Raw genomic sequence first — 20,849 nt, 5'->3', positions numbered from 1 at the left:
AAGAAGCCGGGCATTCGCCTCCCGGACAGACCAACCAAAACCAGCTCAGAGGTTGCCCCCGATGCCCGTTGTGCTCGATCCCGACGCCGCCGCCGTCTACAAGGCTTTCCAGGAGGCCAGCCGCCCCGCCTACGAGACGCTGACTGCACCGGAGGCCCGCGCCTATTACCTGCAGGCGCGCTTTGCCACCAACCCCGAGCCGCCGGAACTCGCCCGCATCGCAGAGCTCGCGATCCCGGCGCCGCACGGGGAGATCCCCGCCCGCCTCTACGTTCCGAACGAGCCGCGCCGGCACGACGGCCTGTCGCCCGCGCTGGTGTTCTTCCACGGCGGCGGCTGGGTGATCGGCGATCTCGACTCCCACGACGTCGTCTGCCGCCAGCTCGCGGTTTCAGGCGCGCTGATCGTGATCTCGGTCGACTACCGCCTCGCGCCCGAGCACAAGTTTCCTGCGGCCGCCGATGACGCGATCGCCGCAACCGGATGGATCGCCGCCCATGCGCGCGAGCTCGGCATCGAGGCCTCGCGCCTGTCGATCGGCGGCGACAGCGCCGGGGGCAATCTCGCCGCGGTCGTCGCGCTCGCCGCCCGCGACGCCGGCGGCCCCGCGATCGCCGGCCAGCTGCTGATCTATCCGGCGACCGATTTCGCAATGACGCACGGCTCGCACCGCGATCCCGAGACCAGCGTTCTGCTGACCCATTCGGTGATACGCTGGTTCCGCGATCACTATCTCAATGGCACCGCCGACATCCACGACTGGCGCGCCTCGCCGGCGCGCGTGCAAGACCTCGCGAGCCTGCCGCCGGCCTACGTGCTGACCGCCGGCGCCGATCCCCTGCGCGACGAGGGCGATGAATATGCCGCGCGCCTGACGCAGGCCGGCGTGCCTGTCGCGTACAAGCACTATCCCGGCCAGTTCCACGGCTTCTTCACCATGGGCAAGCTGTTGCGACAGGCCAATGTCGCCGTCGGCGAGATCGGCGCGTGGTTGAAGGGATTGGGCTGAGACGCCGTTCGCATGTCTTCCGCTCTTGGAAACGCTTTCGCCCTCCCCCTGCGCGCCCTGACCTGGCTCGGCGACCAGGGCACGCGCGCGGTGGCGGCCGTCGCGTTCATCGCGGTCGCGGTGCCGCCGCTCGGCGCGCTGCTGCGTCCCTACGTCACCGAGGCGATCCTGTGCCTGCTCTGTATCTCCTTCATGCGGGTCGATCTCGCCGCGCTCTACGGCCATCTCCGCCGGCCCGCACTGATCGCCGGCGCGACGGCATGGACCACGATCGGCGTGCCGCTGGTCGTCGGTCTGCTCGCCCATGGCAGCGGGCTCGACCGAAGCTCTCCCGGCCTCTTCCTCGCCCTTATGCTCCAGGCCTTGGCTTCGCCGATGATGGCAGCGCCCGCGCTCGCCGCGCTGATCGGCCTCGATGCCACGCTTCCGCTGGTCACGCTGGTCAGCGCGACCGCGCTCGTGCCGTTCACAGCCTCGTTGCTCGCGAGCCTGTTTCTCGGCGGCATGCTCAGCATCTCGCCGCTCACGCTCGGCCTGAAGCTGCTCGGCATCCTCGCGATATCGCTGATTGGCGCCACCGCGATCCGCTGGATCGTCGGCGCCGAAGCGATCCGGCGCCACAAGCGGCCGATCGACGGTTTCAACATCCTGATTTTGCTGGTCTTCGCCTCCGCCGTGATGGGCGACCTCGCGCACGACTTCGTCGCCGATCCGCTGTTCACGATCGGCGTCGCACTGCTCGCCTTTGCGGTCTATTTCACCCTGCTCGCCGCGACGACACTGATCTTCCGCCGCGCCGGGACCGAGCGTGCGTTTGCGATCGGCCTGATGGTGTCACAGCGCAATCTCGGCCTGATGCTGGCGGCGACCGCCGGCGCGTTGCCGGCCAGGACCTGGCTCTATTTCGCGCTGACGCAGTTTCCGATCCACCTTGCGCCCTATCTGCTGACGCCGATCGCGCGGCGACTGACGGCGCGGGCTGCTGACGCCGCCAGCGCGGCCGCGGCAAATCGAACAACCTAAGATTGTACCAAATCCGGAATGCGGCTTGCTGTCGGTATTACGGAGTACTCCCGCCGACCTGGGGCTCGTTGCGTCTATCCGCCATATACCCCATCAGGATGATTTCTTCGCGGGATACGAAGCCTATCCTGGCGTTCAGGCACCGCAGTGGCTGGCAGAGGCTTGGTTGTCACGTGCCTTACGTAAAGCGGGGTTGGAGGAAGTAGTGTTCCGTCCCGATGCGCATGGCGTCGCACAGTCTCAGCTCACTGCCTTCCGCCAATGGTGCGAGGCCCGCACGGGGCGACAGCTGCGCGATCACGCTGCGATGGACCGCTTCTCGGTCGAGGACTACCACAGCTTCTGGCGCCTCTTCCTCGAGTGGTCGGACTTGCCGCGGGACGGTGCAGCCGAGCCCGTCTGCGTCGGTTATGCCTGCGAGACCGCGCGCTTCTTCCCGGATCTCCGTCTCAACTACGTTGAGTGTCTCCTCACCGGCACTGCCGACCAGCCGGCGCTGACCGCCTGCCACGCTAACGGCAGCCGCGACCGGTTCACGCGTGGCGCGCTGCGCCTCACGGTTGCTCGACTGGCGAAGTCGTTGCAGCGGCTCGGGGTGCGCCCTGGCGACCACGTCGTGGCCATCGCACGCAACAATGCCGAGGCGGTCATTGCGTGTCTGGCGACCGCCGCCATTGGCGCGACTTTCGCCAGCTGCGCGCCAGACATGGGCGTGCCCGCCATCCTGGCACGCTTCGCCCCTCTCGAGCCCGTGGTGCTCTTCGGGTGCCTTCGCGCGGAGCCATGGGATGCGGGAGTCCCCGTCGCCGATCGCGTCCGCGAAGCGGCGGCCGGCCTGCCGAGCCTCGCGGCGATCATTGCGCTGGATGATGGCTCGCTCGACCTCGACGAGGAGACGGCACCGCTGCACAGGCTTACCGGCCTGCTCTGTGATGAAGATGGCGGCAATGATGAGCCAGGCTGGCACCGTCATCCATTCAACCATCCGCTGTTCACGATGTTCTCTTCGGGCACCACGGGCCCGCCGAAATGCATCCAGCACGGCGCCGGCGGCACCTTGCTGGAGCATCTGAAGGAGCACCGGCTGCACTGTGATCTCAGGCCTGGCGATAAGCTGTTCTTCCAGACATCCTGTGGTTGGATGATGTGGAAGTGGCAACTGTCCGCGTTGGCTTCGGGCGCCGAGATTGTCCTTTATGACGGGCCGCTCGCGGCGGCAGACACGTTCTGGCGGATCGTTGCCGAGGAGCACGTGACCGTTTTCGGCACCAATCCTGCCTATCTGCACTTTTGCGAGCAGAAGGGTTTCTGCCCCGGCCAAGTGTTCGACCTTTCTGCCCTGCGCGCCATGCTCTCGACCGGCTCCATCCTGTATCCGCGCCAGTACGACTGGGTCAGCAGCAAGGTGAAGACGTCAATCCCGCTGCAGTCGATCTCGGGTGGCACCGACATCATCGGCTGCTTCGTCCTCGGCAATCCGGATCTGCCGGTCCATCGCGGCGAGGTACAGTGCCGCAGCCTCGGCCTCGATGTCCGCTCGCTGCCGCCCCCTGACGATCCGCAGGCAAGCATAGGCGAGCTGGTCTGCGCCAATCCTTTCCCCTCGCGCCCGCTCGGCTTTCACGGCGATGCCGACGGCACGCGCTTCCACGCCGCCTACTTTGCTCAGAACCCCGGCTTTTGGACACATGGCGATCTGATCGAGGCCACGCCTCAGGGGGGCTGGCGCTTGCACGGTCGTTCAGACGGCGTCCTCAATGTGCGCGGCATCCGCATCGGAACCGCGGAGATCTACCGCATCCTCGATGACGTCGAGCAGATCGTCGAGGCGATGGCGGTCGAGCAACAAGCCGAAGACGAGCCAGGCGGCACGCGCATGGTTCTGTTGCTCGTGCTGCGCAAAGACGTGGTGCTCGACAGGGCGCTGGCCGGGCACATCCGCGCGAAGCTTGCACGCTGCGGCTCGCCGGCCTTCGTGCCGGCGCGTATCGCGCAGGTCGAGGCGCTTCCCGTCACTTTTAACGGCAAGCGTTCCGAACTCGCAGCGCGGGATGCGGTGAATGGCCGCCCTGTACGGAATCGCGATGCCCTGCAGAACGCGGAGTGCCTTGATGCCATTCGCAACCATCCGGTTCTCCGGGGGCCTCGAACCGTCAGCGCGTCGCCGGAGCCGGCCGCCATCAGTCGGATGATCCCCGACGCCGAGCGGCTGCCGAAAGACCTGCAGGCAATCTGCGAGCGCGTGCTGGACATCGCTCCCATCGGCTGGTCCGACAATCTTCTGGACTCCGGCGCCGACTCGCTGGCGGTGGTGAGCCTGCTCCTCGAGATCGAGAGCTATGCGGGTCATCCGGTGCCGCTTTCGGCCTTTTTGGGCGCGCCGTCGATCGAAGGGCTGTCCGCGGTCCTCTCCGGCGCGGAGGCTCTGACGGACCGGCAGCTTGGTCGATCGGGCCTGCATGTCCGTGCCGTGGGCCCGGAGGACGTGGAGCCGGTCTGCCACTTTCTCGAGGAAACGTTTTGCGCCTCGCGCATCGAGGCAACGACATGGCGCCGCCTGTTCAATCATGGCTGGTCGGATCACGGGCGCGGCTTCATGCTTTTCGACGGCAACGCCCTGGTCGGGTTCATCGGGGCCATTGCGGCCCCGCGGCAGGTGAACGACGCGGTAGTCCTCGTCCGTAACCTGTCCTCCTGGGTTGTAAACGCGCAGTACCGCGGCTGGGGCATGGCACTGCTCGCCTCGATGCTGGATGACGCGAACGCCACATATACGTGCTTCACCCCACAGCCGTCATCCTGGGCTGCCCTCATGGCGCAACGCTTCAAACCGCTGGACTCGCAGCGCATCGCCATGCCGCCATTGCTGCAGGCCGAGACCTTGTTCGCCTCGACCCGGCCGCTGATCAGCTTCGATCCAGCCGTGGTCCGCGATAGATTGACCAGCCACCAAAAGCAAATCTTCGACGATCACGCGCCCTACGATTGCCTGCAACTCGTCATCATCGACGGGCCCGATCATGCCTATCTCGTGGTGAAACGCCGCGAACGTCGTCCTGCAGCGAGCCGGCTGGGAGTGCTGGCACGGTTTCTGCCGCGGCAAATCCCCTATTCGGATATTCTGCATTGTAGTGCACCGGCTCTGCTGGTGCGTCATCTCGAGCGCGTCAAGCTGGCGATCCTGCGCCGGCAGCGAACGGCAGCACTCGTCGCGGAGGCGCGGCTCTTTTCGGTCCGGCCACGTGGCGTGGTACTTCCGATGAGCACGTGCTTCCGCTCCCCACTGACCGCCGCCAGCGAGCTCGACAGGCTTTATTCGGAAATCGTGCTCCTGCCCATCTGAAGGCGGATATTCGCCTCTGCACCATCGGTGTCCGCCTTTGTGCCGACGCGGACCTCGCCTCCTGCACGCGCTCAAGGATGACGCGTCCACACCCTATCCCGCCCTTGCCGCGCGCCGCAGCGCCTGCGGGGGCTGGCCGAAGGCTCGGATGAAGGCGCGGCGCATGCGCTCGGGGTCGCGGAAGCCGGTCGTTTCCGCAACGAGCTCGATCGCCTCGCGCGAAGACTGCACGCGCTCGCGGGCGACTTCGAGCCGGAGCCGCTCGACCGCCTTGGATGGCGTCGTGCCGGTCTCGGCCGCGAAGGCGCGGGCAAAATGCCGCGCGCTCATCCCGGCCCGATCGGCAAGCTCCTCCACGGTGAGCGGCGCGTCGAGATTTTCGCGGGCCCAGGACAGCAGCGCGCCGAAGCGGCCGTTCGGCGCCTTCAACTCGAGCAGCGAGGAGAACTGCGACTGGCCGCCGCTGCGGCGGTGGTACAGCACGAGCTGCCGCGCCGTCGCCTGCGCGATCTCCTCGCCCTGGTCGTCGGTGACCATCGCCAGCGCGAGGTCGATTCCCGCGCTGATGCCCGCCGACGTCCACACATTGCCGTCGCGGGTGAAAATCTGGTCCGGCTCGAACTTCACCTTGGGATAGCGTGCGACGAACTCGCGCGTCCGGCCCCAATGCGTGGTGGCGCGGCGACCGTCGAGCAGGCCCGCTTCGGCGAGCACAAAGGCGCCCGAACAGACGCTGGCGACCCGTACACCGCGCCTGGCCAGCCGTTGCACGAAGGCCAGCGTGACCTCGCAGCGCGCGGCCTCAGCAACGCCGGCACCCCCCGCGATGATCAGCGTCGAGACGGCATTTGCCGACTTGAGATCCCGCGCCATCATCTCGACACCCGACGAACTGCGTACGAGCCCCGCCTTCGCCGCCAACACCCGCAGCGCAAGCGGCTTGCCGGACGCACGCGCCGCGATCTCGAACACCGAGATCGGACCTGCCGCGTCGAGCAGCTGGAAGTCGGGGAAGATCAGGATGCCGATCATGGGCCAGCTCCAAACGAAATGTCCGAAAGTGAGGGAATTACGCCATTTTGGACAGAAGGGCATCATGCCAGTTTGCCTCCGTCAAGCTCTTCCTTGGAGGTTCTCATGTCGGCACCGCTCCAGATCGGTCTTTTGGTGTTCCCGCGCGTCACCCAGCTCGACTTCACCGGCCCGTTGCAGGTGTTCTCCGCCGTTCCCGGCGCCCAGCTGCACCTGATCTGGAAGCGGATCGAGCCGGTGCCCAGCGATTCCGCGCTCATCGTGACGCCGACCACGACATTCGCGGACTGCCCGCAACTCGACGTGATCTGCGTACCCGGGGGCCGCGGCACCGACGACCTGCTCAATGACGAGCAGGTGCTCGACTTCCTGCGCCGGCAGGCCGAGGGCGCCAAATACGTCACCTCGGTCTGCACGGGATCGCTGGCGCTCGGCGCCGCCGGCCTCTTGAAGGGCTACCGTGCCGCCACCCATTGGAGCGCGATGGAGATGCTCAGCCAGTTCGGCGCGACGCCGACCAAGACGCGTGTCTGCGTCGATCGCAACCGCGTGACGGGCGGCGGTGTCACCGCAGGCATCGATTTCGCGCTGACGCTGGTGTCGACCCTGATCGATCGCACTACGGCGGAGGCGATCCAGCTCGGGATCGAATACAATCCGGCGCCGCCCTTCAATTCCGGCTCGCCCGATACCGCGCCCGCCGAGGTGCTTGCTCGCGTCAAGGAGCGCATCGCACCGTTGCAGGCCTACCGCCTTGATGCAGTCAAGCGTGCCGCTGAGCGGGTGGTGTCGTAGAGCACGACGGCTCGGTGTCCGGACGCGCAGCAGCGCCCTTTGCGCTGCTGCCATGGCATGCGAGGTCCGACAGCAAAGTTTGGCAAGCTGCCTCAGCATCGTCATTGCGAGCGCAGCGAAACAGATCCAGAATCTTTCTGCGCCGGCGGTCTGGATTGCCTCGCTGCGCTCGCATGTCGGGGTGCGGAGCACGGCAATCGCCTTCTCCGGTTCGGGCGCCGCGCGGCACCAAAAGAAAAAGGCCGCTCGGTTTCCCGAGCGGCCTTTCCTGTCTCACGGCGGCTGCACATTCACATCGGGCGATTTCGGACCTTCCGGACCGGGGGCCTATCTCCCGATCGAGTCCTTGTCGGCGGCCGCTGCATTTCGGGACAGTCGCGAACTGTGGCCCGAACCGAACGCGATGGTCTTCCATCTCCGCAAGATGGGATCATTGAGCCGCATCGCCCGGGTCGGCGCAACGACCGCGCAAACGACATCCCCGCTGTTCCCGTTGTCCACAGCGGCGTAGCGCGAATGCAAGTGCATCCAGTCGAACGAGGGAAGATCGCAGGCAGCTAGCCGGGCGTCCAGGGCTGGTAGTCGCCGGTCGCTTTGGGACGCTTGCCGCTGGCGAGCGTCGAGCCAGAGGGCCGGTAGGCCTTGGCCGTGCCGGTGAGATTCGGCTGGTGCGGCTTTTCCCACTCACGAGGCTGGTAGTTGATCTCGGTCGGCGGGGTATCGACGACGTGATGAATCCAGCCATGCCAGGCCGGCGGAATGCGGCTCGCCTCGGCATAGCCATTATAGATCACCCAGCGCCGCTCAAAGCCAAGGGTCGGATCGATCGCCCCGCCACGGCTGCGATAATAGAGGTTGCCCTGCTCGTCCTGGCCGACCAGCTCTCCGTACCGCTTGGTCCAGAGCTGGGTGCCAAACGTCTGGCCATTCCACCAGGTGAAGAACTTCAGAAAGAACTGTTTCATGCGGCAAGGGCCCTGCTTCGTCGGGTCCTGATGCCATCCGGGCGGCGAAATGTCCAGTTCGCCGGGTGCGGCCTGACCCGCCGCAAATGGCTGCCTCGGAGAACCGCCCGCCGCAAATCGGACCTGATCCGTTCATGCCGGGTACAGCGGTCCGGTGAGACGCTTCCCTCACGCGCAAACCGGCGTGATCCCAGGAACTCCACGCCCTGCACAGGGTTTGCCTCCCCGGGAAAGGAGTTTTGACATGAAAAGTCTGAAAGTTCTCGGTGCCGCCGCGGCGGTGGCGTTGGTTCTTCCGTTGGCGAGCCCGGGCTTCGCACAGAATCGTCCTGCAGCGGGCGGTGGTGCTCACTTCGGCGGTGGCGGCGCGCGGATCGGTGGCGGCGGGGCGGCCTTCCACGGCGGCGGCGGCAATTTCGGAGGCGGTGCGGCGATGCGCCCGAGCGGCGGCAGTTTCGCGGCCGGCACGGCGGTACGTCCGAGCGGCGGCGCTTTCGTAGGCGGCATGGCGAGCCGTCCTACCGTCTCGCCATCCTTCAGCGGGACCCGCAGCGTTGCGACGGCGGGCAACTGGCAAGGCGGTAGCGGCAATTGGAGCGGCCGCCGCTGGCATCATCGTGGTGGCGGCTTCTGGCCCGGCTTCGCGGCGGGCGCTGCGATCGGCGGCCTCGGCTCGTATGCCTATTACGGCGGCGGGTACTACGATGACCCCTACTACTATGGCAACACTTACTATGACGAGCCATCAGTCGCGGTGGTGCCCGACGGTGGCGGAGATTCCGTAGCCTACTGCGCGCAGCTTTACAGATCGTATGATCCGGCCTCCGGCACCTATCTCGGCTATGACGGTCTGCGTCATCCCTGCCCGTAAGTGGACCGAACATGTTTGAAGGAAGAGGCGTCGCAGCGATGCGGCGCCTTTTTCGCGAGTGTCACACCCGTCACCTGTTTCGCGTGTTCGAACGTCGCGGCGCAACTTGCGTACAATCTGACGCAACGGAACCTCTATTCACCACACCGTGCATATCTACCTGATCCAATCCAAAATTGACCCGAGCCACGATTCGCGGATATCACCATTGCCGGTGGGGACTTCGATCTACTGGGAAGTGTCATGCCGCGTATCCTCGTGGTAGATGACGATCCGATGGTCGGCGCGACCATCGAGGTCCTCCTCCAACGTCAGGGCTTCGACGTGACGCTGGCTGACGGCGGCGAAACCGGACTGGCTGCGCTGGAGTCGCAGACCTACGACGTGATGTTGATCGACATCTTCATGCCGCACATGCGCGGCTTCGAATCCATCCGCATCTTTCACGAGCGCGCGCCGGCGATCCCGCTGATCGCGATGTCCGGCTATGCCTTCGCCTCGTCCGCCTCGCCCTCTCCCGATTTCCTGCGCATGGCGCTGGAGCTCGGCGCAAGCCGCTGCCTGCGCAAGCCGTTCACGCCGGAAGCGCTGCTGACCAGCATTCGGGAATGTCTCGCCGGCGAGAGCGCAAAGGACAAGAAAGAAGCCCCTTGATTCCAACGCAGCGCGTCATTCTCGGTGCTGGACTTGCAATCCTCCTGATCATCACCGCAACCTCGATCGCCCTCGACGTGAAGTCGCGGTCCGAGGCCGCATGGGTCAATCACACCGTCCAGGTACAGAAGAAGATCTCCGATCTGCGCGTGCTGCTGCGCCGCGCCGAAAGCGCCGCGCGCGGCTACGAGCTCTATCGCAGTCCGGGTTTCAAGGACGAGTTCGAGGCGGTACACGGCCAGATCGCGCCGGCCCTCGCCGATCTCAAGCACGGCCTGCGCGACAATCCCGATCAGGTCGCGCTGCTGGAGGGCACCGAGCCGCTGGCGCTGCGCCGGATCGGGATCGCCGCCGAGGCGATGCGCCTGCGCGCCGCAAATGACCAGGCCGGGATTGCCGCGCTCAACGACAAGGCCGAGGGCCGCGGCCTGATGGACACGGTGATGGGCAATCTCGACCGCTTGAGCGCAGAGGAGGAACGCCTCCTCGCCGCGCGCTCCCAGGATTCGCGCCGCACCGGCATCGTGCTGCTCGGCATCGACGTCGCCGGCGCGCTGGTGATCCTGCTGCTGGTCGTGATGGTGATGCGCGAGAGCCAGCGCACCCAGTTCGCACTCAAGAGCACGTTGCTGGAGACCACCGCCGCCAAGGAGCAGCTCGAGGCCGCAATCGCCGAGCGCACCGAGCACCTGGTCACCGCGCATGACGAACTGCGGCTGTCGGTCAACGTGCTCCAGAGCACCTTTCGCAGCATGGCCGAGGCGGTCCTCGTTATCGACACCGAGGGCAACGTTCTTCTGTCCAACCCGGCCGCCGAGCGCATGCTGCTGCACCGCACCGGCATGAACCTCGGCAATCTGCGGGCGCTGTCCGACGTCTTCCACGGCGACGGCGTGACGCCGATGGAGGCCAAGGAGATGCCGTCGTCACGCGTGCTCGGCGGCGAGGAGTTCGAAAACCTCGAGATGATCGTCCGCCCGCACAGCGGCAATCAGGTGCGCCATCTCATGATCAGCGGCCGGCCGATGCTGGACGGGCAAGGCGAGATCTCGGGCGCGGTGCTGGTCTATCACGACGCGACCACTTCGCGCGAGACCGAGCGGCAGCTGCACCAGTCGCAGAAGCTGGATGCCATCGGCAAGCTGACCGGCGGCGTCGCGCACGACTTCAACAACATGCTGACCGTCATCTCCGGCAACACGGAGACGCTGGTGGCGAGCCTGGAGCAGCAGCCGGAGCTGCAGCGCGTGGCGCGCCTGATCGACGATGCCGCCGAGCGCTGCGCCGAGCTGATCCAGCATCTGCTCGCGTTCGCGCGCAGGCAGCCGCTGCAGCCGCGCAACGTCGAGATCAACGCCGCAATTGCGGACATCGCCAAATTGCTGCGTCCCACGCTCGGCGAGCAGATCCAGATCGAGACGGTACTGGAACAGGGGCCGCTGACGGCCCATATCGATCCGTCGCGGCTCACCAATGCCGTGCTCAACATGGCGATCAACGCCCGCGACGCCATGCCGAACGGCGGCAAGCTGCTGCTGGAGACGCACCGCGTCGTGCTCGACGAGGCCTATGCGCAGGCCAATGCGGAGGTTCGGCCCGGCCCCTATGTGATGCTCGCGGTCAGCGACACCGGCACCGGCATGTCGGCCGAAACCCAGCAGATGGCGTTCGAGCCGTTCTTCACCACCAAGGAGGTCGGCAAGGGAAGCGGGCTCGGCCTCTCCATGGTCTATGGCTTCGTCAAGCAGTCCGGCGGCCACATCAAGATCTACAGCGAGGAAGGCCACGGCACCACGATCAAGCTCTATCTGCCGCCGGGCGAAGGCGCGCCGGACGCGGCCGCGAATGTGGTGCCGCAGGCCGAGGGCGGTGCCGAGACCATTTTCGTGGTCGAGGACGATTCGCTGGTGCGTAACTTCGTCACCGCGCAATTGCAGAGCCTCGGCTACAAGACCATCGCCGCGCCCGACAGCCGGGCGGCGCTGGAATTGATCGAAGCCGGCCAGACCTTCGATCTGCTGTTCACCGACGTCGTCATCCCCGGCGGCATCAGCGGGCGCGAGCTTGCCGAGAAGGTGGCCAAGCTCCGCCCCGGGCTGAAGGTGCTCTACACCTCTGGCTACACCGACAACGCCATCGTCCACCACGGCAAGCTCGACGACGGCGTGCTGCTGCTGACAAAGCCCTATCGCCGCAACCAGCTCGCCGAGATGATCCGGAAGGCGCTGAACGGCGGCGGGATGGCGGTGGGCTAGCGCGTGAACTGCCGAAGGCGCATTGCAGTCGCACCATATAGGAGGTCGAGGCACTGGCTCACGATGTGAGTTCCGGTTGTCCTCTTGAGACGCCGTAGCTCCCCCGGATCCGTGCCGGAGGTGTTGTGACACCGCGCCATGCAAGGAGTAAGGCCGTTTTGATCTCGATCGGGCCGGTCTCAAGCAAAAATCAAGCGCATCTCAAGGACAAATCGTCTCACAGGCCCAACTCTGAGCATGCTCTCGGCGACAAAGGTTGGAGCCGGTGTCGCGACAGTCCGCTGGCGGAGCGTGACACCGAGCGCAGTCACCAGATGCACAGCAGGATCTTGGTCTGCGGCCGGAATCGACGGCGCAGCTTCGACAGGTGCTCGCATGAAACGACGAGAGTTCATCTTGTTGATTGGTGGAGGACTGGCCTGGCCTGCGATCGCACGGGCGCAGGGCGGAGCCAAGCTGCATCGCATCTTCTGGGTTTCGACTCAGTCCGAACCGGATCCCTTCCTGGACGGCTTTCGCGAGGGCATGCGCGCGCTGGGATATGTCGAGGGCAAGACCGTAACCTTCGAGACGCATTATGCCCCTGGAAATCCGCAGGCCCTGCGCAAGATCGTCTCCGAGTTGCAGCGCGGGGATATCGACCTTGTGGTCTCGAGCGGTCCGGCGACACGCGTCATGACTGCGGTCGCCGACATCCCCGTGCTGTTTGCATTGAGCGGTGACCCGGTGGCTTTGGGTGTGGTGAAGAGCCTTGCTCACCCCGGCACCAATTTCACCGGCAGCACATTCCTGTCGCTCGAGCTGGCAGGAAAGCGCGTTGAGCTAATCAAGGACATTTATCCAAAGCTGCGAAAACTGGCGGTCTTATCGAACACGGACCATCCGGGAGAGCCACTGGAATGGCGTGCGACTTTGGAGTCGTGCCGGAATCTCGGCATTGAGACAGCCTACGTTCCCTTCTGTGGCGCTGGCGACATCGAGAATGGGTTGATGGCTGCCGGCAAGTTGGATGCGGATGCTCTCCTCGTGTTTCCCGATGCGGTGACGCTGGTGCATCGTGCGAAGATTGCGGAGTTTGCAATCGCGCACCGGCTGCCTTCGATGTTTGGCTGGTCTGAATATTGTGACGCAGGAGGTCTCTTGAGCTACGGCGCAAACCAGCGCACGACCTATTTTCGGCTTGCTACTTACGCCGATCGCATCCTGCGCGGCGAAAATCCGTCAGATCTTCCGGTGATGCGCCCCGAGAAGTTTGAACTTGCGGTCAATCTGAAGACAGCCAGGCTTCTGGGTATCGACCTGAATGTGTCGTCGATCCTGTTTCGCGCCAGCAAGGTGATCTCCTGAGAGTAGTTATGACGGACGGTGCTGCACAGTCCTCTTCCTCGACGATGCCCCCGCGTCGCTCGCTGTTCTGCAAGTACTTTGCGACCTTGTTTGTCGCTGCGGTCGTGCCTCTGATACTCGGCGCGGCGGTCGAGGCTTCTTTCGGTTACCGAGACCAGCGCCGCCAGATCAGCGCGGTGCTGCAGGCCGATGCTCGCGCGGCGTCCGACAGGATCGAGGCGTTCACCGATGGCATCCGGGATCAGCTGGGTTGGATGGTGCAGCTTCCCTGGTCTGCCGGAGACGATGCGCAACATAAGATCGATGCCTTGCGCCTCCTCCAGCAGGTGCCTGCAATCGTTTCGGTTTCGCTTCTGGATGAGACCGGCACCGAACGGGTCTTTGTGTCCAGGCTGCTTCTGAACAGGACCGGGCGCGGCATTGACATGTCTATGGATCCCGCTGTTCTGGGCGCACGCGCCAACAAGGTCTGGTACGGACCGGTTCAGTACCAGCAAGATTCAGAGCCCTACATGAGGATCGCGGTTGCCGGGAGCCTGCCGGCTGCGGGGGTTGCGATCGCAGAGGTCAATCTGAAGCTGATCTGGGATGTCATCGCAGCCATTAGAATCGGCGAGACCGGCTATGCCATTGTTGTCGATGACTCCGGTCATCTGATCGCTCATCCCGATATCAGTCTGGTTCTGCGCGGCCGCGCCAGCTCGGGCAGTTTCGGGCGGATCAAGCATCTCGTTGGCGCGGCGAGCGGAGCGGCGGTGATAACCGGGGATCGAGGCAGCCCGGTGGTGGCGCTATCCGTTCAGGCCGCCGATGTGGGATGGACGGTGATCGCGATGCAGCCGGCCTCGGAAGCCTTTGCATCAATTCGCGCGGCGTTGTGGCGCTCGTCAATTCTCATTGCCTTTGGTGTTCTTATCGCGCTGGCGCTCGCCTATTGGCGCGCGCACAGAATGTCCGGGCCGATCAAGCAACTGGAAGAGGGCGTGGAGCGGATCAGAACCGGACAATTCGAGCATCGCATCAAAATCTTCAGCGGTGACGAGTTCCAGCAACTGGCGTTGCGCTTCAACGAAATGGCTTCTGAACTGGCGATCTCGCAGCAGAAATCTGCGCGGATCGAACGGCTGAAGCAGTTCCTGCCATCACAGGTCGCCGAATTGGTCGAGCATTCTCATGAACTGCTCGAAGGACAGCGACGTGAAGTGGCCGTCATTTTCGGCGACTTGCGCGGCTTCACGGCGTTCTCCACGCGCAACGAACCCGACGTCATCATGGCCGTCATGCGCGAGTACTACGAGGCCGTCGGCGCCGTGACGACCCGTCACGAGGCAACGCTCATCGGCTTTGATGGCGACGGAGTCATGCTCCTGGTCAACGCCCCGGTCGTATGCGAACAGCCGGCAACTCAAGCGGTCCGGCTCGCGATCGACCTGCAAAGGGCGGTGCAGTTCCTTGCCGGCAAATGGTGCGACGCCGGCCACGCGATCGGCTTTGGTGTCGGCGTTGCCATGGGACCGGCAACGGTAGGAACGGTCGGTTATAACGGTCGACTGGACTACACGGCGATGGGAGCCGCGGTGAATTTGGCGTCGCGGCTCTGCAATCTCGCGAAGGACGGGCAGATCCTGGCTGATCCCACCATCGCTGGAAGGGTCAGGGATAGCGTTGCGTTGGTATCGCTCGGACAGCGGGCCATCAAAGGCTACGACCAGGCCCTCGAAGGCTTTGCCGTCGCACCCGCTGACCTGCCGTTGAAACCGCCGGGCTCGGGACAACGCCGGCGAGAGAAAGAGCCTCAGGACCACTGATACCCGGGCGGCCGGACGGCTAGCGCGTCGCCAGCACCACGGCGGCCAGCGTGAACACCAGCCCCGCGATCTGCCCTGCCCCGAGCGGCTCGCCCAGCGCGATCGCGGAAGCGACGACGCCGATGACAGGCACCGCCATGGTGCCGATCGCGGCGACGGAGGCCGGCAGGCGCGACAGCGCGGCGAACCAGCTGACATAGGCGATGCAGAACTGCACCACGGTCGAATAGACCAGCAGCCACCAGCCGACTGTCGTCACCTTGCCCAGATGCGTGGTCTCGACCAGCAGGCCGATGACCGAGATCGGCAGACAGCCGATCCCGATCTGCCAGGCCGCGGCCGTGATCGGCGGCAGGTGGATTGGGTACTTCTTCGAGAACACCGTGCCGACGGCAAAGCCGAACGCACCGCCCAGCGCCATGATGATTCCCGGCAGCTTCTCGGCGCTGGCGGCAATGCCGTTGCCGCCCATGATCGAGGCAAGGCCGGCAAAGGCCATCGCCAGTCCCAGCGTGCGCAGCAGGGTCGGCCGCTCCCCCAACACCGGCCAGGCGATGATCGAGGCCCAGACCGGCATGGTGTAGGCGATCAGCGCCGCCTCGCTGGCCGGCAGCCAGAGCAGCGCCAGCCCCATCAGCACCATCCAGCCGGTGACGTTGAGCAGGGCGGCGGTGAGCAGGCGCGGCCAGGTCGCGCCCTCCACCTTCAGGCTCTGCCGGCGGACGAGCGCCAGCGCCGCCAGCAGCACGGCACCGAGCACGCCGGTAACCCCTCGCAGGGTCAGCGGCGGCAGTTCTGCGAGCAGGAATTTGGTCACCGGCCAGTTGAAGCCCCAGCCGATCGAGGTGATCGCGAGGAACATCAGGCCGGCCGGCGCGATGCGCGGTCGCGCATCCCGGCGAGTCGAATCATGCATGTGGGCAGTCCGGCAAAATCGAGGTCAGCTTGGCCCGGATTCGCCTGGGCGACCACCACCGCGGCAGGCATGCCTGCCCTCGCCCACCGTAGGGCTACGTGAGTCCGGCTGACGCAATCCCATCGCTCGAAAATATAGCTGCCCTGTGAACAGCGGGATGAAGGTCCGCATCATCACGGCATGCAAATTATTTCGGTTGGGAATCCCTGAGGACTCACTGATACTTGGCACAACAACAGGCGCGGGCTTGCCCCCTGTTATCCCCCGCAATCCACCATATTTAGTATTTGATTCAGGAACTCGCACTAGTTCTTGACGGGCGCAACGGAGAGTCCTAGCTTTCGGTCCGTTCGGCGCGAGTGAGTTTGCGTCCCGCCGGCACTCCCCCAAAGGGTCTCGCAATCACCACTCCGCCGGCCAGCCAGAGGCAGCGGAATAAGGGCTTGTCTGCCCTGTGAAAGCGGACTTTTCGGGCGCCAGAACGGGCCGGCAAAAGGCTCGAATGGCATCGGTTGAAGAAGTGACGTTGTGGGGCGTTGAACGCATGTCGCGCGCATCCCGTTGGGGCGGATGGGCGTGGACATGCCGGCGGATGATCGATGCACGCATCGATGAATAGCGCCGGGAGAAACTGGGCCGGAACCACCGGCTGAACTGCGATGCCCAAGGGCCGAATGGCCCGGGAGGACTCGCGAAGCGAAATGACGACCCGGCACGCTCCCAACGAGGGGCGGGACCGGTCAAAGAAAAGGACGGGGCAAGACCATGCGGATTGAGCGGCGCCACACCACTTCGGGACAGTCACCTTATGCGGGAATCGAATTCCGCCTGACCACGTCGGAGATTCGCAATCCCGACGGCTCGGTCGTGTTCAAGCTGGATAACGTCGAGGTGCCGACCGAGTGGTCGCAGGTCGCCTCCGACGTTCTCGCCCAGAAATACTTCCGGAAAGCCGGCGTCGCCGCGCGCCTGAAGAAGGTCGAGGAGGAATCCGTCCCCTCCTTCCTGTGGCGCTCCGTGCCCGACACCGAGGCGCTTAGCCTCCTGCCCGAGAAAGAGCGCTTCGTCAGCGAGCTCTCGGCAAAGCAGGTGTTCGACCGCCTCGCCGGCTGCTGGACCTATTGGGGCTGGAAAGGCGGCTACTTCACCTCCGACGAAGACGCCCAGGCTTTCTATGACGAGCTCCGCTACATGCTCGCCATGCAGATGGTCGCGCCGAACTCCCCGCAATGGTTCAACACCGGTCTGCACTGGGCCTATGGCATCGACGGCCCCGGCCAGGGCCATTATTACGTCGACCCCTTCACCGGCAAGCTGACCAAGTCCAAGTCGGCCTACGAGCATCCGCAGCCGCACGCCTGCTTCATCCAGGGCGTCGGTGACGACCTCGTCAACGAGGGCGGCATCATGGACCTCTGGGTCCGCGAGGCCCGCCTGTTCAAATACGGCTCCGGCACCGGCTCCAACTTCTCCCGCCTGCGCGGCGAAGGCGAGAAGCTCTCCGGCGGCGGCCGCTCGTCCGGCCTGATGAGCTTCCTCAAGATCGGCGACCGCGCCGCCGGCGCGATCAAGTCGGGCGGCACCACCCGCCGCGCCGCCAAGATGGTCGTCGTCGACGTCGACCACCCCGATATCGAGACCTATATCGACTGGAAGGTGAAGGAGGAGCAGAAGGTCGCCGCCCTCGTCACGGGATCCAAGATCAACCAGAAGCATCTCAAGTCGGTGCTGAAGGCCTGCGTGAACTGCGAAGGCTCGGGCGACGATTGCTTCGACCCCGAGAAGAACCCTGCCCTGCGCCGGGAAATCAAGCTGGCTCGCCGCTCGCTGGTGCCCGATAACTACATCAAGCGCGTCATCCAGTTCGCCAAGCAAGGCTACAAGGACATCCAGTTCGACACCTACGACACCGACTGGGATAGCGAAGCCTATCTCACCGTCTCGGGCCAGAACTCCAACAATTCGGTCTCGCTGAAGGACGACTTCCTCCGCGCCGTGGAAACGGATGGCGACTGGAACCTGAACGCCCGCACCTCCAAGAAGGTGACGAAGACGCTGAAGGCGCGCGACCTCTGGGAGAAGATCGGCTACGCCGCCTGGGCGTCGGCCGACCCGGGCCTGCACTTCAACACCACCATGAACGACTGGCACACCTGCAAGGCGTCCGGCGACATCCGCGCGTCCAATCCGTGCTCGGAATACATGTTCCTGGACGACACCGCCTGCAACCTGGCGTCCGCCAACCTGCTCACCTTCTACAACACCACCACGAAGCAGTTCGATGTCGCCGGCTACGAGCACCTCTGCCAGCTCTGGACCATCGTGCTCGAAATCTCCGTGATGATGGCGCAGTTCCCCTCGCGCGCGATCGCCGAGCTCTCCTACGAGTTCCGCACGCTCGGCCTCGGCTATGCCAATATCGGCGGCCTCTTGATGACCATGGGCCTGTCGTACGACTCGAAGGAAGGCCGTGCGCTCTGCGGCGCGCTGACCGCGGTCATGACCGGCATCACCTACAAGACTTCGGCGGAGATGGCGGCCGAGCTGGGCACCTTCCCCGGCTACAAGAAGAACGCGGTGCACATGCTGCGCGTGATCCGCAACCACCGCCGCGCCGCCCATGGCGAGGCTTCCGGTTACGAGGCGCTCAGCGTCAACCCGGTGCCGCTCGACCACGCTTCGTGCCCGCAACAAGACATCGTCACCCATGCCAAGGCCGCCTGGGATGCGGCCCTCGAGCTCGGCGAGAGGCACGGCTATCGCAACGCCCAGACCACGGTGATCGCGCCGACCGGCACGATCGGCCTCGTCATGGACTGCGACACGACGGGCATCGAACCGGACTTCGCGCTGGTGAAGTTCAAGAAACTGGCTGGCGGCGGCTACTTCAAGATCATCAACCGTGCGGTGCCGTCCGCGCTGCGCGCGCTCGGCTATCGCGAGAGCGAGATCGCGGAGATCGAGGCCTACGCCGTCGGCCACGGCTCGCTCTCCAACGCGCCCGGCATCAACGCCTCGACGCTGAAGGCAAAAGGCTTCACCGATGAAGCCATCGCCAAGGTCGAAAAGGCCCTGCCGACCGCCTTCGACATCAAGTTCGCCTTCAACAAGTGGACCTTTGGCGAGGATTTCATTCGCGACCAGCTCGGCATCGGCGCCGAGGCGATCGCGGCTCCCGGCTTCGACCTGCTCCAGGCCGTCGGCTTCACCAAGCGCGAGATCGAGGCGGCCAACGTCCACATCTGCGGTGCGATGACGGTCGAGGGAGCTCCCCACCTCAGGGCCGAACATTACGCGGTGTTCGACTGCGCCAATCCCTGCGGCAAGATCGGCAAGCGCTATCTGTCGGTCGAGAGCCACATCCGCATGATGGCGGCGGCCCAACCCTTCATCTCGGGTGCGATCTCCAAGACCATCAACATGCCGAACGACGCGACGGTGGAGGACTGCAAGTCCGCCTACATGCTGTCGTGGAAGCTCGCCCTGAAGGCCAACGCGCTCTATCGCGACGGCTCCAAGCTCTCTCAGCCGCTCAATTCGCAGCTCATCAGCGAGGATGAGGACGAGGACGATGCGGTCGACCATCTCTACGAGAAGCCGATGGCGGCGCGCGCCGCCCAGGTCTCGGAGAAGATCGTCGAGAAGCTGGTCGAGCGCATCATCGTGATGCGCGAGCGCGAGAAGATGCCTGACCGACGCAAGGGCTACACCCAGAAGGCGGTCGTCGGCGGCCACAAGGTCTACTTGCGCACCGGCGAATACGATGACGGCCGTCTCGGTGAGATCTTCATCGACATGCACAAGGAAGGCGCAGCGCTCCGCTCCTTCATCAACAATTTTGCGATCGCGGTCTCCCTCGGTCTGCAATACGGCGTGCCGCTCGATGAATATGTCGACGCCTTCACCTTCACCCGCTTCGAGCCGGCGGGCCCCGTGCAGGGCAACGACAGCATCAAGTACGCGACCTCGATCCTCGACTACGTCTTCCGCGAGCTGGCCGTGAGCTATCTGTCCCGCTTCGACCTCGCCCACGTCGATCCCAACGAGACGGGCTTTGACGCGCTCGGCAAGGGCGTCGAGGAAGGCAAGGAGCCGGACGAGGACGGCGGCCACCATGCCACCAAGCTGGTCTCGCGCGGCCTCACCCGCTCGCGGACCGACAAGCTCGTCGTGATGCGCGGCGGCTCGACCGCGGTCTCGCAAGGCAACGACAGCGCCCCCGCCGGCGGCAACAAGGTCACCGCTCTCGCCTCGCACGGCGCATCGGCTCGTGTCGGCGATGCCATCGAAGGCGCCGTCGCCCTGAAGCAGGAGGCCCAGCACGATCTCTCCCCCACGGAGAAGCTCGAGCAGCTGCAGTGGAGCAAGGCCGGCACCGCGCAGACCATAGTCCCCAGCAAGGCCGAGCGCCGCGCCGAAGCCAAGGCCAAGGGCTACGAAGGCGAGATGTGCTCGGAGTGCGGCAACTTCACGCTGGTGCGGAACGGGACGTGCATGAAGTGCGATACGTGTGGAAGCACGACGGGGTGTTCGTGAGGCGGTAGAACGTCTCAAGGGTCGTTGGATCCGGACATGACATATGCAAAGGGCGGCCGAAAGGCCGCCCTTTTTGTTTCAGCAATCTCATCCGCTTGATGCGTCGGGCGACTCGCTCCTCACCGCTCATCATCGGCCACCGCATTGCTGCGTGCCCGTCTCGCAAGTCGCCTCGCCGCTTTCCTCGCAACCCAGCGCGCGCGAAACTGCTTCGCGGCACGAAGAGTTCGTGGTGCCACGACCTGGAATGCCATTGAGGCGATTCCGGCGACCATTCCTTTCACCAGGTCGAAAG

At 65.0% G+C, this 20,849-nt stretch carries 14 protein-coding genes; 11 read left to right on the top strand and 3 right to left on the bottom strand.

Features of this window, described 5'->3' with window-relative positions:
- Positions 1-61 precede the first annotated feature (61 nt).
- The 3 genes from ACNJYB_RS18490 (at position 62) to ACNJYB_RS18480 (ending at position 5,375) form a co-directional block, all read left to right on the top strand.
- The gene (locus ACNJYB_RS18490; RefSeq protein WP_439375227.1) at positions 62-1,009 is read left to right on the top strand and encodes an alpha/beta hydrolase; all 948 of its coding nucleotides are present in this window, start codon (positions 62-64) and stop codon (positions 1,007-1,009) included.
- Between the two features lie 12 nt (positions 1,010-1,021).
- Entirely contained in the window at positions 1,022-2,032 is a 1,011-nt protein-coding gene (locus ACNJYB_RS18485; protein WP_439375226.1) for a Na+-dependent transporter, read from the top strand.
- A gap of 205 nt (positions 2,033-2,237) precedes the next feature.
- On the top strand, positions 2,238-5,375 hold the full coding sequence (locus ACNJYB_RS18480) for an acetoacetate--CoA ligase (RefSeq protein WP_439375225.1): 3,138 nt from the start codon (positions 2,238-2,240) through the stop codon (positions 5,373-5,375).
- Between the two features lie 93 nt (positions 5,376-5,468).
- Here the strand turns inward: ACNJYB_RS18480 and ACNJYB_RS18475 are convergent, their stop codons facing one another.
- A complete protein-coding gene (locus ACNJYB_RS18475; protein ID WP_439375224.1) occupies positions 5,469-6,407 on the bottom strand; it encodes a GlxA family transcriptional regulator in 939 nt (312 codons plus the stop codon).
- 105 nt (positions 6,408-6,512) lie between these two features.
- Here ACNJYB_RS18475 and ACNJYB_RS18470 point away from each other — a divergent pair, with 105 nt between their 5' ends.
- Together ACNJYB_RS18470 and ACNJYB_RS18465 are read left to right on the top strand one after the other, a co-directional pair.
- Complete coding sequence (locus ACNJYB_RS18470) at positions 6,513-7,202, top strand: DJ-1/PfpI family protein (RefSeq protein ID WP_439375223.1); 690 nt, start codon at positions 6,513-6,515, stop codon at positions 7,200-7,202.
- Between the two features lie 79 nt (positions 7,203-7,281).
- The gene (locus tag ACNJYB_RS18465; protein ID WP_439375222.1) at positions 7,282-7,713 is read left to right on the top strand and encodes a hypothetical protein; all 432 of its coding nucleotides are present in this window, start codon (positions 7,282-7,284) and stop codon (positions 7,711-7,713) included.
- A gap of 46 nt (positions 7,714-7,759) precedes the next feature.
- On the opposite strand, the gene ACNJYB_RS18460 is transcribed toward ACNJYB_RS18465, so the two are convergent.
- Positions 7,760-8,167, bottom strand: coding sequence for an NADH:ubiquinone oxidoreductase subunit NDUFA12 (locus ACNJYB_RS18460; protein WP_439375221.1), 408 nt, complete (start codon positions 8,165-8,167; stop codon positions 7,760-7,762).
- Positions 8,168-8,411: 244 nt separating this feature from the next.
- Between ACNJYB_RS18460 and ACNJYB_RS18455 the strand changes: the two genes are divergently transcribed.
- The 5 genes from ACNJYB_RS18455 to ACNJYB_RS18435 all read left to right on the top strand — a co-directional run bounded on the left by ACNJYB_RS18455 (position 8,412) and on the right by ACNJYB_RS18435 (position 15,102).
- On the top strand, positions 8,412-9,038 hold the full coding sequence (locus ACNJYB_RS18455; RefSeq protein WP_439375220.1) for a BA14K family protein: 627 nt from the start codon (positions 8,412-8,414) through the stop codon (positions 9,036-9,038).
- 243 nt (positions 9,039-9,281) lie between these two features.
- Positions 9,282-9,692 (top strand): response regulator, encoded by a 411-nt coding sequence (locus ACNJYB_RS18450; RefSeq protein WP_439375219.1) that lies wholly within the window; start codon positions 9,282-9,284, stop codon positions 9,690-9,692.
- On the top strand, positions 9,689-11,947 hold the full coding sequence (locus ACNJYB_RS18445) for a CHASE3 domain-containing protein (RefSeq protein ID WP_439375218.1): 2,259 nt from the start codon (positions 9,689-9,691) through the stop codon (positions 11,945-11,947). The genes ACNJYB_RS18450 and ACNJYB_RS18445 overlap by 4 nt, the downstream gene beginning before the upstream one ends.
- A gap of 375 nt (positions 11,948-12,322) precedes the next feature.
- Positions 12,323-13,294 (top strand): ABC transporter substrate-binding protein, encoded by a 972-nt coding sequence (locus ACNJYB_RS18440; RefSeq protein WP_439375217.1) that lies wholly within the window; start codon positions 12,323-12,325, stop codon positions 13,292-13,294.
- An 8-nt stretch (positions 13,295-13,302) separates the two neighbouring features.
- Positions 13,303-15,102, top strand: a complete 1,800-nt coding sequence (locus ACNJYB_RS18435; protein ID WP_439375216.1) for a cache domain-containing protein — start codon at positions 13,303-13,305, stop codon at positions 15,100-15,102.
- A 19-nt stretch (positions 15,103-15,121) separates the two neighbouring features.
- Here the strand turns inward: ACNJYB_RS18435 and ACNJYB_RS18430 are convergent, their stop codons facing one another.
- Complete coding sequence (locus tag ACNJYB_RS18430) at positions 15,122-16,018, bottom strand: DMT family transporter (protein WP_439375215.1); 897 nt, start codon at positions 16,016-16,018, stop codon at positions 15,122-15,124.
- A gap of 765 nt (positions 16,019-16,783) precedes the next feature.
- Between ACNJYB_RS18430 and ACNJYB_RS18425 the strand changes: the two genes are divergently transcribed.
- Complete coding sequence (locus tag ACNJYB_RS18425; RefSeq protein ID WP_439375214.1) at positions 16,784-20,554, top strand: vitamin B12-dependent ribonucleotide reductase; 3,771 nt, start codon at positions 16,784-16,786, stop codon at positions 20,552-20,554.
- Positions 20,555-20,849 lie beyond the last annotated feature (295 nt).

It is taken from the genome of Bradyrhizobium sp. SMVTL-02 (genome assembly GCF_051853005.1).
Taxonomy (GTDB): Bacteria; Pseudomonadota; Alphaproteobacteria; order Rhizobiales; family Xanthobacteraceae; genus Bradyrhizobium.
The sequence above is the reverse complement of the archived record's forward strand: the minus strand, read 5'-3'. Positions and strand labels throughout refer to the sequence as shown.